Genomic DNA, 15798 nt, shown 5'->3' with positions numbered 1-15798 from the left:
AATAGGTAGGTCGGCTTGTTCACAAAATTCGCGTAATCCGATAAATCCGAGCGAATCCGTGGTTCTGACAACTATACCTCGCGGCGGGCCACGGCAGCCCGGATGTCAGCGGGCTCGTCTTTGGGGATGGCTGCCAGCAGCGTGCGGGTGTAGTCGTTTTGCGGGTTGGCGTAGACTTCGGCCGCGGGGCCGCTTTCTACAATCTTCCCTTTGCTCATCACCAAGAGCCGGTCGCTCATGAAGCGGGCTACCGACAGGTCATGGGTGATGAACAGGTAGGTGATGCCAAACTCGCGCTTGAGGTCGTTGAGTAAGTTGAGCACCTGGGCCTGCACCGATACGTCGAGAGCCGAAACGGATTCGTCGCAGATGATACACTTGGGTTGTAGCGCCAAAGCCCGCGCAATACAAATGCGCTGGCGCTGGCCGCCGCTGAACTCGTGGGGGTAGCGTAGGAAGTGGTCTTCGCGCAGCCCTACCGTGCGCAGCAGTTCCAGCACACGTGCCTTCTGCTCGGCTTTGATACCGCCTACCCCGTGTACCCGCATGGGTTCTAGGATGGCTTCGCCCACCGTCATGGTAGGGTTGAGCGCGGCATAAGGATCCTGAAACACCATCTGAAACTCGCGGCGGCGGCGGCGCAGCTCCCCGGTTGGGAGCGTAGCCAGATCCACTCCATCGAACAGAATACTGCCGCTGGTTGGTTCCACCAGACGCAACAGGGTTCTACCCAGCGTAGTCTTGCCACACCCCGATTCCCCTACTAGCCCTACCGTCTCGCCAGGATAAATATCAAAGCTGACATCATCCACCGCCCGCACAAATTCTGTGGTGCGTCGGAAAAAGCCCTTCCGAATGGGAAAGTACACTTTCAGATTTTCGACCTGAAGAAGCGGGCCTTGGGTTGAGGGTGTGTCGGAGTTTGATGCTACTACTGTTCGTTGCTCAGGAGCCGCCTCCAGTTTTTCCAACGTATCAATAGCCTTTGCTACGGTAGTAGCCGTTGCTTCAGGTACCAATTGCCCCGATTCCAGAGGCGCTGTTTCCAGGTTGCCTATATCATTGGTGGAACGTGGAACGCTGTTATGTTCCACGGGGAACGTTTTGGTAAATTCAGTTTCGCTCTGAGGTGATACAGCGGTTTCGTTAGCAGGTAGTTGCGTATCGTCAGGTGAAGCAGAAAATAGGCTTCCGTCGGCGGCTTCCTGCATGAAATCGGCTACTACAGGAAGTTTTTTGCGTCCAATAGAAAGTTTTGGACGGCACGCCAGCAAGCCGCGGGTATAGGGGTGTTGCGGGTTAGTGAAAATATCGAGCACCCTACCCTGCTCCACTACCCTACCCCGGTACATCACCATGATGCGGTCGGCAATTTCGGCCACTACGCCCAAATCGTGCGTGATGAACAGGACGGCGGTGTTATGCTGCCGGCGCAGGTCATCGATGAGTTGGAGCATGCGGGCCTGCACCGTCACGTCGAGGGCGGTGGTGGGCTCGTCGGCAATGAGGATGGCGGGGTTGCAGGCCATGGCCATGGCAATCATCACGCGCTGCTTCTGGCCGCCGCTGATTTCGTGGGGGTAGCTGCTGAATATTTTCTCCGGGCGCGGGAGCTGCGCCATCGTGAACAGCTCCACGGTGCGGGCCGCAGCTTCTTTCTCGGTGAGGGTAGTGTGCAGCCGCAGAGCCTCTACCACCTGGCTGCCGCAGGTATACACCGGGTTCAGGGACGTCATCGGCTCCTGAAAAATCATGGAAATGTCGTTGCCGCGGACTTGCTGTAGCTGCTTATCGCTGAGCCGGAGCAGGTCTACCTCACCCAAAATCGGCGACTGAAATATGGCCATGCCGCTGCTGATTTTGCCGGGCGGTAGCGGAATCAACCCCATCAGTGCCAGCGACGTGACAGACTTGCCCGAGCCCGATTCGCCTACAATTGCTAGTGTTTCACCCCGGTGCAGATCGAACGAGATATCTGCCACGGCCCGCGTATCGCCCCGGTGCGAGTGGAAATCGATGGTCAGATTGCGAACGGAAAGCAGAGGCTCAGACACAGAACAACGGGTAAAGGAATAGAAGGGATGCAAGTAAAGATAAAGAGCCGCGCCGTAGCAAGAAGTACGCCCTTTGCGTATGTAAGGGCTGGCGGTCATGTTGAGCGCAGCGGAGCGTAGTCGAAGCATCTCGCTCGCTTCGTTGCGTTAGTTACCCAATGTTAGCAGCGAGATGCTTCGACTCCGCTGCGCTCAGCTGACGGCTCCCTTTGACTGAAACCAACACCCAACCACTATTCCCCTACCCTATGCAACATCGCACCCTTGGCAAAACCGGCTTCTCTATCTCCGAAATTAGCCTAGGCACCTGGCAGGTAGGCGGCCGCTGGGGCGAGCCGTTCAGCCACGAAAACGCCGATGCCATTCTAAATGCCGCTGTAGATGGCGGTATCAACTTCATTGACACGGCTGACGTGTACGGCGACGGTGAGAGCGAAAAAGCGGTAGGTCGCCTCGTGCGCAACCGCCAGGAACGCATTTACGTGGCTACCAAGTGCGGCCGACAATTGCAGCCGCACACCAACGAGGCGTATCAGACTAAAGCCCTGCGGCAGTTTGTGGAAAACAGCCTGCGCAACATGCAATTGGAAACGCTGGACCTCATTCAGCTCCATTGCCCACCAACCGACGTGTACTACCGTCCCGAGATTTTTGAGTTATTTGATCGGCTCAAGGAAGAAGGCAAAATCCTAAATATGGGCGTGAGCGTAGAGCGCGTGGAAGAAGGCTTGAAAGCGCTTAGCTTCCCAAATGTGACCACCATTCAGCTCATCTTCAATATGTTCCGACAGCGCCCCACGCAGCTATTGTTTGCCGAAGCCAAGCGCCACGATGTGGGCTTGATTGTGCGCGTGCCGCTGGCCAGCGGCTTGCTCACGGGCAAATTCACGCCCCAAACCACCTTCGCACCCGACGACCACCGCCAGTTCAACCGCCACGGCGAGGCCTTTGATAAAGGCGAAACCTTCTCTGGTGTGGACTATGAAACGGGCCTCGCTGCTGTGGAGGAGCTAAAAAAGCTATTTCCTGATCAACCCAACCTCGCTCCTATCGCGCTTCGCTGGGTGCTGATGTTTGACGAAGTAAGCTGCGTGATTCCCGGCGCCTCCAAGCCCGAACAGCTCACGTCCAACCTGCAAGCCGCCGAGCTACCGACTCTTACGGAGGAGCAGATGCAAGCCGTACGCGCCGTATACGATCAGAAAATTCGCCCGCAAGTGCATCAAGTGTGGTAAAATCAATCGCACAGTAGATCGTCATTTCAAGCTGGTCGAGGAATCTCGCGCGCTGACAAAATATAGTATCCTACTTCAGCACGCGAGATTCCTCGACCAGCTTGAAATGACGGTCTTTTTACGCTTTGTTTGTCAAACAAGCTCTTTTAAAGCAACAACGCCCGCAGTAGATGCTACCGCGGGCGTTGTTGTATAAGGCAAAATTTAGCGTTTAAACCACTTCTGAGGCTTCGGCTGGGTCGCGGTGAATAGGTTGCACCGGATGTGCTTCGTGCGTAGGTTCAGCGAAGAAACGGCCCTGGAAAATCAGAATCAGCACTACGCCTACGAAGATGGCAGAATCGGCAATGTTGAAAATGGGCCACAGCGAGAGGTGCATGCCGCCCACCAGGGGCCACGACTCGGGCAGGAAACCTTCGTAGATGTCCACGTAAATCATGTCGATTACCTGGCCGTGCAGCCAGGGGGTAGGCGCGTTGAAAGGTGCATTATCATACACCACACCGTAGAAAATCGAGTCAACCAAGTTGCCGATGGCGCCGCCCAGAATAAGGCCACCACAGGCCAACAGGCCGGACGCCGCACCGAGGCGCCAGTACTTCTTAATCAGGTAGATAATGAAGCCTACGGCCACAATACGGAAGCTGGTGAGCAGCACCTTGCCGTAGGGCGGCGGTAGCTCTACCCCGAAGGCCATACCCGGATTCAGCGTGTAGTGTAGCTTCAGCCAGTCGCCGATGAGCGGGATTTCGCCGGGCATACCGGGTTGCATGTAGGTGTGCACGGCCCACTTCGAGAGCTGATCGACGAGGATGACCAGCAGGGCCACCAGGTAGTATTTCCAATACTTCATAGAGTACAAAGAGACGCTGAATTTTTGACTTTGCCGCACGGACTTCCTACCGCAGCTTCCGGGTAACAGTATATAAATTTCGGGCCGTTTGTGCCTTCTTGAACCAGAATCGGGAGGATTTGGACGGTTACATACGCCCTACCCCACCATTTAGACGCCGTTGTGCCTACCGACTTTTTTGTAGGAGCCGGTAGGCACTTCAGCTTTAGAAGCTGTTTGCGTTGCTAAGCGCACGGTGTAGAGACGCATATTTGCGTCTCGTCGTCTGCGCCCCGTGGCCAATGTCGTTCAACGACGAGACGCAAATATGCGTCTCTACACCGTTCAGATGGTCCAGAAGGCCCGTTTTAGCCATTTGCGACTTCCAGCCGCACGGGCACCGAATAATCATCGAATTCCAGCACCGATCCACCGTTTACGTCCGCCACAAAGTCCAGCGCCACGGCCTGCACTTCGGTGCGGATATAGTCGCCAAACGACTGCACGGCGGCTTTCAACTCGGGCTGATCGGCACCGAGCGTCACGCGGATTTTGTCCTGCACCTCCAGGCCCGAATCTTTGCGCAGGTTTTGGAGGCGGTTCACCAACTCGCGGGCCACGCCTTCCTGGCGCAGCTCGTCAGTTAGGGTCACGTCGAGGGCCACAGTCAGCGGGCCGTCGGTGGCTACCAGCCAGCCGGGCAGGTCCTGGGTGCGGATTTCCACGTCTTCCGGCGTCAGGGTATAGGCTTCGCCGTCAATTTCTACGGGTAGTGCGCCGGTCTTTTCCAGCTGGCTGATTTCCTCGGCCGTCATCTGCTGAATGCGGGCGCCTACTACTTTCAGCTTCGGACCGTATTGCTGACCCAAGCGCTTGAAATTAGGCTTCACCGACTTCACCAGCACGCCGCTCGTGTCGTCCAGGAACTCCACGTGCTTCACGTTCACCTCGGCGCAGATTAGGTCTTCTACCTTGCCTACCTGCTCACGCGTTGTTTCGTTGAGTACGGGCACCAGAATACGCTGCAAGGGCTGGCGCACCTTCAGTACCGACTTCTTCCGCATGGAGTGCGTGAGCGACGAAATGCGCTGGGCCAGCTCCATGCGTTCCTCCAAAGCCGTGTCAATCAGCTCCGTTTGGGCGGGTTGCAGCAGCGTCAGGTGCACCGATTCGGGCTTCTCCCCTACCTGCGCATTGGTCAGGTTTTGGTAGAGCCACTCGGCGAAGAACGGCGCGATGGGGGCCATTAACTGCCCCACGGCGTAGAGGCATTCGTAGAGCGTATCGAAGGCGGCACGCTTGTCGGCGGTCAGTTCGCCTTTCCAGAAGCGGCGGCGCGAGAGACGCACGTACCAGTTCGAGAGCTGGTCGGTCACGAAATCCTGCACAGCGCGGGCGGCTTTCGTGGGGTCGTAGCTGTCGTAGTGGCCGCCTACCTCCCGCACCAAAGATTGCAACTTGCTTAGCACCCAACGGTCCAACTCAGTACGCTCGGCGACGGGTACGGCCTGCTCCGGGGAGTAGGTGTACTGGTCGAGGTTGGCGTAGAGCGAGAAGAACGAGTAGGTGTTGAACAGCGTGCCGAAGAAGCGGCGCTGCACCTCCGTTACGCCGGCCGGGTCGAACTTGAGATTGTCCCATGGTGGCGCGTTCACAATCATGTACCAGCGGGTAGCATCTGGCCCAAACTGCCCAATGGTGGCAAACGGGTCCACGGCGTTGCCGAGGCGCTTGCTCATCTTGTTGCCGTTCTTGTCCAGCACCAAGCCGTTGGCCATCACGTTCTTATAGGCCACGGAATCTTCCAGCATCACGGCCAGCGCGTGCAGGGTGAAGAACCACCCGCGGGTCTGGTCCACGCCTTCGGCAATGAAATCGGCGGGGAAATTCTTCTGGAATTTCTCTTGGTTCTCGAAGGGGTAGTGCCACTGCGCATAGGGCATGGCACCCGAGTCAAACCACACGTCGATGAGGTCCGTCTCGCGGTACATGGGTAATCCGCTGGACGACACTAGGAAGATGTCGTCCACGTAGGGCCGGTGCAGGTCGATTTTTTGGCCGTTAGCTCTTAGCTGTTGGCTATCCGCTTGCTCGTTGGGCGACGTAGTGGGTAGGCCTTCTTGCAACGGATTTTTTGTCATGACGCCAGCCGCCACCGCCTTGTCAATCTCGGCGCTTAGCTGGGCAATGCTGCCGATACAGATTTCCTCCGTGCCGTCCTGGGTGCGCCAGATGGGTAGGGGCGTGCCCCAGTAGCGCGAGCGGCTCAGGTTCCAGTCCACCAGGTTCTCCAGCCAGTTGCCGAAGCGGCCGGTGCCGGTGCTTTCGGGCTTCCAGTTGATAGTTTTGTTGAGCTCGATGAGGCGGTCCTTAACTGCCGTGGTCTTGATAAACCACGAATCCAGCGGGTAGTAGAGCACCGGCTTATCGGTACGCCAGCAGTGGGGGTAGGTGTGCTCGTACTTCTCCACTTTGAACGCCCGGCCGCGCTCCTTCAGCCGTACGCTGATGTCCACGTCCAGCGTGCGGTAGTCGGCAGCCGATTCGTCGTGACCGTCGTAGTTCTTCACCCAACGGCCGCCAAACTCGCCCATTTGCTGCACGTAGCGGCCAGTGCGGTCCACGATGGGGCCTAGCTTGCCTTGGTCGTCGGCTACCAGTAGGGCCGGCACATCGTTTTGCTGGGCTACCTTAAAGTCATCCGCGCCGAAGGTGGGCGAGATGTGCACAATGCCGGTACCGTCTTCCGTCGTCACAAAGTCGCCGGGAATCACGCGGAAGGCTTTTTCCTCGCTTTCGAAGGCCGGGAAACCAGCTTCGTGACCAAACAGACGCTCGTAGTGAATTCCTACCAGCTCAGCGCCGCTGAACTCGCCTACCTGGCGCCACGGCAGCACTTTGTCACCGGCTTTGTAGTCTTCCAGCGACGCCTGCGCGCCTTTTTCCGTGAAGTAGCGACCCACCAGGACCTTTGCCAGCACCACTACCTGCGGCTCAAATGTGTAGGGATTGAAGGTGCGCACTACCGCGTAGCGGATGTTCTTACCCACCGCCAAACCCGTGTTGGCTGGCAGCGTCCACGGCGTGGTCGTCCAAGCCATGATGAACACCGGCAGGCCATCAGCCAACGCAAATAGCTTTTCCGACTGCTCGTCGCGCTTCACCTCAAACTCGGCCACAATCGTCGTGTCCTTCACGTCGCGGTAGGTACCGGGCTGGTTCAGCTCGTGCGACGACAAGCCGGTACCAGCCGCCGGGGAGTAGGGCTGAATGGTGTAGCCTTTGTAGAGCAATCCCTTGTCGTATAGCTTCTTAAGCAGCGCCCAACAGCTTTCGATGTACTCCGGCTCGAAGGTGATGTAGGGGTCGTTGAGGTCCACCCAGTAGCCCATCTTCTCGGTCAGGTCGTCCCACTGGGCTTTGAAGCGCATCACGGTTTCGCGGCAGCGCTGGTTGTAGTCCTCAATGCTGATTTTCTTCCCGATGTCCTCCTTCGTGATGCCCAGCTCCTTTTCTACCTGTAGCTCAATAGGTAGGCCGTGGGTGTCCCAGCCGCCTTTGCGCGGCACCTGCTTGCCCAGCATGGTGTGGTAGCGGCAGAAAATATCCTTCACCGTGCGCGCCATCACGTGGTGGATGCCGGGCGCGCCGTTGGCCGAGGGCGGTCCTTCGTAGAACACGTAGGTGGGCTGCCCTTCGCGGCTGCTCACGCTCTTTTCGAAGATGCCGTTCTGCTTCCACCAGGCCAGGATATCGGTACCGACCTGAGCGTAGTTGAGCGGCTGTTTTAAATTCGGGGTAGTTCATATATGCGTTGTGGGGAGCGTATGCAAAACTGTCATCCTGAGCTTGCGAAGGACCTTCTCACGATAGATTGTAATTATCTGACGTGTGGTCGTTCTAGCGTGAGAAGGTCCTTCGCAGGCTCAGGATGACAACTACTTTTAAGGGGTTAACTGTTCAACCGTTTCACCTGCATCTTATCCAGGTTCAATTCCACGTCGTCGTCTTCCTCGTGGTATTGGTCGTCGTAGTGGCGTAGGCCAGAGCGGTCAATTTCCTCGTCTACCCCGTGCTCGAAAGTAACCAGCAGGGAGGGTAGCAAAATCAGGTTGGAGAAGTTAGTAATTAGAAGACTAGCCGACATTAGTAGGCCCAGGGCCTTGGTGCCGCCAAACTCGGAGAAGGCAAACACCGCGAAGCCCAGAAACAGCGTGATGCTGGTGTAAATCATGCTAGTACCAGCCTCGCGCAGGGTAGTGCTGATAGCAGCGCGCACGTGGCGGCCGTTGGAAGCCAGTTCCTGCCGGAACTTGGCCAGCAGGTGAATGGAATTGTCGCCATCAATGCCCAGCGCAATGCTGAAAATGAGGGCCGTGCTGGGTTTCAAGGGAATGCCAAACAGGCCCATCAGCCCGCCCGTGAGCACCAGCGTAACGAGGTTAGGTAGGAGCGTGAAGAACACCGCTCGCACCGAGCGAAACAGCAGCAGCACCACCAGCCCTACCAATCCAAAGGCCCAGGCCAGGCTTTCTTTGAGGGTATTGATGAGGTACTCGTTGCCCTTGGTGAAGATGATGGTAGTGCCCGTCATTCTCACATCCATGCCCGTGCCGTTGAAGATTTCCCGGATTTGAGGCTGAATCTTATTGGCAAGCAGCGTATCGAGGTTGCGGGAGCCGATGTCGGCCACCTTCAGCGAGATGCGCGCCTGCTGGCTCGAATCGTCTACGAAGGAGCGCAGCAGCTTGCTGTTCATGGGGCCGCCGTTGCCCTGCGAGCGGGCCAGGTAGCTCAGGATGAAGTTCTTCTCGGAGTTATCGGGTAGGCGGTAGTAGTCCGGCTCGCCGTTGTAGAACGTTTGGGTAGCGGCTTTCAAAAAGGTCACGATGCTGACGGGGGCCGTTAGCTCGGGCTGGGTGCGCAGGTAGTTTTCCAGCCGGTCGATGCGCTCCAGGTTTTTCAGTTTCAGAATCCCCTTTTTCCGGCCCGTATCCACCACAATTTCCAGGGGCATAATGCCATTGAAATGCTGCTCAAAGAAGCTCAGGTCGGCATTCACCGACGAATCCTTGGGCAGGTCGTCCACCATGTAGGAAATGGCCTTCACGCGTGTGATGCTCAGCGCCGACAGCCCCACCAGCGCCAGGGCCAGAATGTATACCGTGCCGCGCCGCTCCAGTACCAGGTGCTCAAAGAACTCCAGCAGCTTGGTCAGCGGCTTGGCGTCTAGGTGCTCCAGCTGCTTGGGGGTAGGCGGCGGCAGGTAGGTGAAGATGGCCGGAATCATGATAAACGAGATGACGAAGGCGGCGAAAATGTTGATGGTCGCCACCAGCCCGAACTCGTAGAGAATGGCAATGTTGGTGAAGCAAAACACGAAAAAGCCGATGGCCGTGGTCGTGTTGTTCATCAACGTTACGAGCCCAATTTTGCGTACCACGCGCGTCATGGCCAGCACCTGGTTGCCGGATTTGCGGTAGTCGTAGTGGTAGCGCGAGAGTAGGTAAGTGCAGTTGGGGATGCCAATTACGATGAGAATGCTCGGAATCAGGCCCGTGAGCAGGCTGATTTTGAAGCCTAACAGCACCATGGAGCCAATGCACCACACCACCACAATCAGCACAATAAGCAGCGGAAACACCACGGCCGCCCACGAGCGGAAGAACATCAGCAGGGTAGCGCCCATGATGAGTACCGTCAGCAGCACGAAAAACTTCATCTCGCCGGCTACCTTGCTCGTCATGGTAGACCGCACGTAGGGTAGGCCGGCGTAGTGCAGCCGGATGCCGGTTTTCTTGCTGAAACGCTCGGCGTGGCCCAGAATCTTATCCATCACAGCCTGGCGGCGGCTGGAGTTCAGGTACTTCGGGTCCATCGTTAGAGCCAGCAGGGTAGCCCCGGTGCGCGGCGAAATCAGCTGGCCTTTGTAGAATTCCTGCTGGTTCACGATCTGCATCAGCGAGTCCAGCTGGGCCTGCGTCTGCGGAAACGTGCGGAAGATGGGCACCGCCTGGAACTGCCGGTTGGCCGTATCCTTGTCCAGCCGAATGAGCTTGGTGATGCTCAGCACACCACTCACGCCCTGCACTTTACCCAGGGTATCGGTGAGGGTGCGCAGCTCGTTGAAGTTGCCGAGCCGGTAGATACTGCTATCCTGCAAGCCCAGCACCAGCACGTTGCCGTCTTCCCCAAACTGCTTTTTGAAGCGTTGGAAATACACCATGTCCGGGTCATCGGGCCGGACCACCTGGGCAAAGTCGTAGGTCATTTCTACGTCTTTGGCTTTCCAGGCCATAAACACCGTAATAGCCGCCAGCAGCAGAAGTAGCAGCCGCCGGTTCTTGATGATGAATAAGGCGAGTTTACTCCACATAGGCTGCTAAAATGGAGCAAAGGTACGCAAAGCGGGGCAGCTAGTCTACGGCGTCGAAAAATGCACTAAAGCAACGGCAATGGCGTTTATAAAAAAAATGTAGGTACATACATAAAATTATATTTTAAATATAGCGACCTTTACCATTACGCTATACAGGTATAATACAATATAGTGTCGCATTTTTGCTGTATAAATGCATTTTAACATGGTATCATTACCATTGTTTTTCTCGCCTGATGATTTTGTTTCCAGCTCCGGAAGTCTTACTTACTTACCATCGTAAGACGGATATGTTGCAACTCACGTATAGTGCCACTAGCCTCTCTATGTCGTTTGGACAGGCTTATCAGCTGGCATTGGATGAGATGTTGCGTAAAAACGTGGGTAAGCTTCTGTTGGACCTCAAGCGCAACGCCCCACCAGCCGACGACGAAGAATATCTGCTGGAGCCATTGGCCCGCACCTTTCCCCCTACCCTCGACCGGCCGGTGTACATTGCCGCTGTGTTGTCTGAGGGACAGTACCAACACCAGATCGGCAGCTACCTGATGGGCAACACCAGCCTGACGCCCGCACAGGTGGAGTTCAACTATTTCACCTCCCGCCACGAAGCCAGCGCCTGGCTGAGTGATAATTGAGTTTTCTACCCTTTCTAACAACAGAAACGGCCCCGATTGCTCGGGGCCGTTTCTGTTGTTACTCAGTTCAATCACGCTTACAGCTTCTCGAAAATTCGGGCGAAGCTTACGGCCTGGCCAATGTAGGCGCGCAACTCCGAGATGGACATGCGGGTCTGCTCGCGCGAGTCGCGGTGGCGGACGGTTACGGTGTCGTCTTCCAGCGTTTGGCCATCTACCACAATGCAGAACGGTGTGCCGATGAGGTCCTGACGGGTATAGCGCTTACCAATGGCATCGCGCTCCTCCATAATCACGGGGAAGTCGAAACGTAGGCTGTTGAAGATTTCCTCGGCCTTCTCGGGCATTCCATCCTTTTTCACCAGCGGGAAAATGGCCGCTTTGATGGGCGCCAGCGCCGGGTGCAGCTTCAGGAACGTGCGGGTTTTGGTTTGCTCCTTTTCGCCTTCGCCCTCTGTAATGGTTTCTTCCTGGTAGGCCTGGCACAGGGTAGCCAGAAACAGGCGGTCGGCGCCTACCGAGGTTTCCACTACGTAGGGCACGTAGTTGCCGTAGGGCTTGCCGGTCTCGGGATTCACGTCGTTGTCGAAGTACTGCTGCTTCTTGCGGCTCAATTCCTGGTGCTGGGTCAGGTCGAAGTCGGAGCGGGAGTGGATGCCTTCGATTTCTTTGAAGCCGAAGGGAAACTCGTACTCGATGTCCACGGCAGCCTTGGCGTAGTGGGCCAGCTTGTCGTGGTCGTGGAAGCGCAGCTTCTCGGGCGCCAAGCCCACGGCCTCGTGGAAACGGCGGCGGGCGGCCTTCCAGGTGTCGTACCACTCACCTTCGGTGCCAGGGCGCACAAAGAATTGCATTTCCATCTGCTCGAATTCCCGCATGCGGAAGATGAACTGGCGGGCCACAATTTCGTTGCGGAAGGCCTTGCCAATCTGAGCAATACCAAACGGCACCTTCTGCCGCGCCGATTTCTGCACGTTCAGGAAGTTCACGAAGATACCCTGGGCGGTTTCGGGGCGCAGGTAAATCTGGGCGGCGTCGCCTTCCACGGCCGAGCCCTGGGTGGAATACATCAGGTTGAACTGGCGCACGTCGGTCCAGTTGCAGGTGCCGGAGATGGGGCACACAATCTTCTCCGACACAATCAGCTCCTTCACGGCGGCCAGGTCGTTGTCGGTAAGCAGGCGGCCGAGGGTAGTGAGCAAGTCGGCGGCGCGGTCTTGCTGACCGGCGGCTTCGTACTCGGCGGCTTTGTCTTCCACCAGCACGTCGGCGCGGTAGCGCTTCTTGCTGTCAAGGTTATCCACCAAGGGGTCGTTGAAGCCGGCTACGTGGCCAGAGGCAACCCAGGTTTGCGGCGCCATGAAAATGGCCGCGTCAATGCCCACCACGTTCTGGTGCAGCTGCGTCATGGCCTGCCACCAGAGGCGCTTGAGGTTGTTTTTCAGCTCCACGCCGTTGGGGCCGTAGTCATACACGGCGGCCAGGCCGTCGTAGATTTCACTGGACGGAAACACAAAGCCGTATTCCTTGGCGTGGCTGACAATATCTTTCAGCTGGGTATTCTCGATGGAGGATTTCTGCGGGGCGTTGCTCATAGCTGCAAAAGTATCACGGATTAGCGCGGATTTTAACGGATTTCACGGATTTTGTGGCGACTCAATGGCGTGGAGCTGTGCGCCGTGCCGTCTAGTAGCTGGCCTCTGGCCTACTCACTCGGATAACTTTTTCCCGAATATCGCCATTGGCGCGGACGACCGCAGGCCAGAGGCCTTGCTACTAGACGGCACGGACACAGCCTCGCGCCATCGTTCAGTCCTTGCTCATCTCTACCCTAATTAGTCTCCCAGTTCTTTAGCTTATCAGATTACCCATAAGTTACCGATTCGGCAATTCCAGTAACAATTTCATAATCTTGCTACCCTTTGGGGTACCTGTACCTTTGACTGCTGAAATCTGATTTCTCACCAACTACCCTCTTATGTTCGGCTTAGAGCCTCACGTGCTACTACTGCTGCTAGTTTGTTTGCTGGCAGCCTGCGCGTTCGAATTCGTTAACGGTTTCCACGACACAGCTAATGCCGTGGCTACCGTCATCTACACCAACACCCTGCGTCCGTGGGTGGCCGTGGTATGGTCGGCATTCTGGAATTTCATCGGCGTATTTTCCGGTGGTATTGGCGTTGCGATGGGTATTATCTACCTATTGCCCGTCGAAAGCTTAGTTGATCAGAACGTGTACCACGGCATTGCCATGGTAGGCGCCCTCATTCTGGCTGCCATTATCTGGAACGTGGGCACATGGTACTACGGCCTACCCTCGTCGTCGTCGCACGCCCTCATTGGGTCCATCCTAGGGGTAGGCATTGCGTTCAGCCTGATTTCGGGTGGTAATGGCTCCGGCGTGAACTGGGGCAAAGCCGGCGAGGCAGGCCTTGCCCTACTGGTAGGGCCGCTGTTCGGCTTCACGCTCACTATTTTGCTGATGTATATGCTCAAGCGCTTTGTGAAGAGCAAAACCATCTTCAAAGAGCCACACAAGCGCAAGCCCCCACCCCTCTGGATTCGTCTGACGCTGGTAACCACTTGTACGCTGGTGAGCTTTTTCCACGGCTTCCAACGACGGTCAGAAAGGCGTGGGCCTGATTATGCTGATCCTGATTGGCATTGTGCCTACCTACTTCGCCATCGACCAAACCTTGAACCCACTGGACATGCGCGAGTCATTGCAGCGGGTGGAGCTGGTGATGAACAAAGTAAACCCGCAGGAGCTCAGTGCCGATAATCGCCAGAATCTGCTAGAAGTGAAGTCCCAGACCGCTACCCTCGACAGCATCTTCAGCGGCAAAACCGACGTATCGCAGCTTCCCCAGGCCGAGCGGTTCCGCATTCGCAAGGCTATTCTGCTTACCTATAGCAGCGCTAAGAAAATCATTGGCAGCGATAAGGTGAGCCTAAGCACCAACGACCGCAACACCTACGAAGCCGCCATCACCGATATGCGCCGCTTCACGGATTACGCCCCGTGGTGGGTGCTCCTCATGGTGTCCCTATCCCTGGGTATTGGTACGATGGTAGGCTGGGAACGCATTGTGAAAACGATTGGTGAGCGAATTGGCAAGGAGCACCTAACGTATGCCCAAGGCGCTTCCTCGGAGCTGGTAGCAGCGGCTATGATTGGTGGCTCTACCTGGTTGAGCTTGCCATCCTCTACCACCCACGTATTATCGTCGGCCATTGCAGGTAGCATGGTGGCCAACCGCGGCGTGAAGAACCTGAACCCGCAGATGATTCGCAGCATTGCCTTGGCCTGGATACTCACGCTGCCTGTAACCATGTTCCTGGCTGGCAGTTTGTTCCTGCTATTCCGAGCGCTGATTTAGAGTAGCTGCTAGCTTCTTTTTGAGCTGAGAAGACAAAAGCCGCTCCCATTGTGGGAGCGGCTTTTGCGTTGTTAACAGCTGTGTTGATAACGTGGTTGCTAACACGCTTAGATTAGCAAAGTGAGATCAATTCACTAGAAAACCAATGAGTTATCCACTTATCCACACTGTTTTAGTCTGATTTTGTGGATAACTCCAGTTTTAGGCCGGCCATTGTACCTCCATGTCGTCGTCTATGAACACACCGAAGTTGACAAATTGCAGTTCGCCTTCGTCGAAATACAGGTCAATCATCTGGTCTTCATAGGAAAGACGCATCTCACCGGTATCCATTTTTTCCACTTCTGGGTCTTCCACGTTGTTGCGGCGCATCAGGTCCTGAATCTCCTCCACCGACTTGCCGTGGATAGACTCGCCGAACAAGCGCATAGCGGGGTAGTCCGTTTCGATGCAGCTCAGGCGGTAGTCGTCCTCGCGGTCGAAGTACAGGGAGTAGCCTTCGTCGAGGTAGTTCCAAGCTTGGTGCTCAAACTCGTCGTCGTCATCCGACTCTTCAATTTCTTCGGGCTCGCCCATCAGCTGACGCACCTCGTCGCGGGTGGCGCCAAACTTCAAGGGACCCATACCGGTGCCTAGGATGATTTCGTGTTCTTCCAACGTATCGTCGGGGGTATTAGGGGTCGTTTGCATAGGGGTAGGGGTTTGGTGAAGGAGAGTAAAGGTAGGAGTTCAGTTGCCGGTTGGCCGTTGAGAGTTATCAGTACGCTGATTTTATCCACACTGACAACTCATTTTCCGTAGCGCTGTTCGAAGTCGGCTTTCTGCTCTTGGTAGAGAGGGTAGGCCCGGGCCGCATCCCACTTCTCTTTGAAGATGCGGGCGGCCTCGGCTTTGGTGGGGTCTTCGGAGGCGCGGGGTAGCTCGGCGCGGCCATGGGCGCCACTCTGGCCTTTTTTGTCGTCCGGCACAGGGCCGTCGTACTTCTTGCCGCCACGGTGGTTGGCGTAGCGCCGGGCGCGGGTGTAGCCCATCTGCAAAAACTTGCGGGCCATATCGGCACCCACAAAGTCCTCATCGCGCAAATACGCCTCAAACAGCGCGTAAATCTTCTCCGACGACTCCTGGGCCACCTCGGGCGTACGGAAGCGCCAGTGAGGCAGAATCTCCGACTTATAGGGCTCTACCAGCAGCACACCCTGCTCGCCCTTGCCCACCCGGTACAGTTCCGGGTGCTGGCGGAAGTCGGTATGGTGGAAATCCAGGTTGTAGTCGAAGGGCAT

General features: G+C 56.5%; 11 protein-coding genes. 4 read left to right on the top strand and 7 right to left on the bottom strand.

Annotated elements, in window-relative coordinates; translation table 11 throughout:
- Positions 1-71 precede the first annotated feature (71 nt).
- Positions 72-2054 (bottom strand): ABC transporter ATP-binding protein, encoded by a 1983-nt coding sequence (locus F1C16_RS17315; RefSeq protein ID WP_185281852.1) that lies wholly within the window; start codon positions 2052-2054, stop codon positions 72-74.
- Positions 2055-2302: 248 nt separating this feature from the next.
- Here F1C16_RS17315 and F1C16_RS17310 point away from each other — a divergent pair, with 248 nt between their 5' ends.
- Entirely contained in the window at positions 2303-3289 is a 987-nt protein-coding gene (locus tag F1C16_RS17310; protein ID WP_185281851.1) for an aldo/keto reductase, read from the top strand.
- Between the two features lie 211 nt (positions 3290-3500).
- Here the strand turns inward: F1C16_RS17310 and F1C16_RS17305 are convergent, their stop codons facing one another.
- The 3 genes from F1C16_RS17305 to F1C16_RS17295 form a co-directional block, all read right to left on the bottom strand.
- Positions 3501-4142, bottom strand: a complete 642-nt coding sequence (locus tag F1C16_RS17305; RefSeq protein WP_185281850.1) for a lipoprotein signal peptidase — start codon at positions 4140-4142, stop codon at positions 3501-3503.
- A 347-nt stretch (positions 4143-4489) separates the two neighbouring features.
- Entirely contained in the window at positions 4490-7873 is a 3384-nt protein-coding gene (ileS, locus tag F1C16_RS17300; protein ID WP_185284381.1) for an isoleucine--tRNA ligase, read from the bottom strand.
- A 200-nt stretch (positions 7874-8073) separates the two neighbouring features.
- Positions 8074-10497 (bottom strand): RND family transporter, encoded by a 2424-nt coding sequence (locus F1C16_RS17295; protein WP_185281849.1) that lies wholly within the window; start codon positions 10495-10497, stop codon positions 8074-8076.
- 239 nt (positions 10498-10736) lie between these two features.
- Here F1C16_RS17295 and F1C16_RS17290 point away from each other — a divergent pair, with 239 nt between their 5' ends.
- A complete protein-coding gene (locus tag F1C16_RS17290; protein ID WP_185281848.1) occupies positions 10737-11138 on the top strand; it encodes a hypothetical protein in 402 nt (133 codons plus the stop codon).
- Positions 11139-11215: 77 nt separating this feature from the next.
- Here the strand turns inward: F1C16_RS17290 and F1C16_RS17285 are convergent, their stop codons facing one another.
- On the bottom strand, positions 11216-12733 hold the full coding sequence (locus F1C16_RS17285; protein WP_185281847.1) for a glycine--tRNA ligase: 1518 nt from the start codon (positions 12731-12733) through the stop codon (positions 11216-11218).
- 485 nt (positions 12734-13218) lie between these two features.
- On the opposite strand from F1C16_RS17285, the gene F1C16_RS23255 reads away from it, so the two are divergent.
- Both F1C16_RS23255 and F1C16_RS23250 read left to right on the top strand, forming a co-directional pair.
- Positions 13219-13920 carry an inorganic phosphate transporter gene (locus tag F1C16_RS23255; RefSeq protein WP_308461637.1) on the top strand — a complete coding sequence of 234 codons (702 nt, stop codon included), beginning with the start codon at positions 13219-13221 and terminating at the stop codon, positions 13918-13920.
- On the top strand, positions 13805-14518 hold the full coding sequence (locus F1C16_RS23250) for an inorganic phosphate transporter (protein ID WP_374940605.1): 714 nt from the start codon (positions 13805-13807) through the stop codon (positions 14516-14518). The genes F1C16_RS23255 and F1C16_RS23250 overlap by 116 nt, the downstream gene beginning before the upstream one ends.
- 201 nt (positions 14519-14719) lie before the next feature.
- On the opposite strand, the gene F1C16_RS17275 is transcribed toward F1C16_RS23250, so the two are convergent.
- Both F1C16_RS17275 and F1C16_RS17270 read right to left on the bottom strand, forming a co-directional pair.
- Entirely contained in the window at positions 14720-15208 is a 489-nt protein-coding gene (locus F1C16_RS17275) for a hypothetical protein (RefSeq protein WP_185281846.1), read from the bottom strand.
- 98 nt (positions 15209-15306) lie between these two features.
- Positions 15307-15798 (bottom strand): DUF4385 domain-containing protein, encoded by a 492-nt coding sequence (locus F1C16_RS17270; RefSeq protein WP_185281845.1) that lies wholly within the window; start codon positions 15796-15798, stop codon positions 15307-15309.

The sequence above is a fragment of the Hymenobacter sp. NBH84 genome, from assembly GCF_014217645.1.
Taxonomy (GTDB): Bacteria; Bacteroidota; Bacteroidia; order Cytophagales; family Hymenobacteraceae; genus Hymenobacter; species Hymenobacter profundi.
The sequence above is the reverse complement of the archived record's forward strand: the minus strand, read 5'-3'. Positions and strand labels throughout refer to the sequence as shown.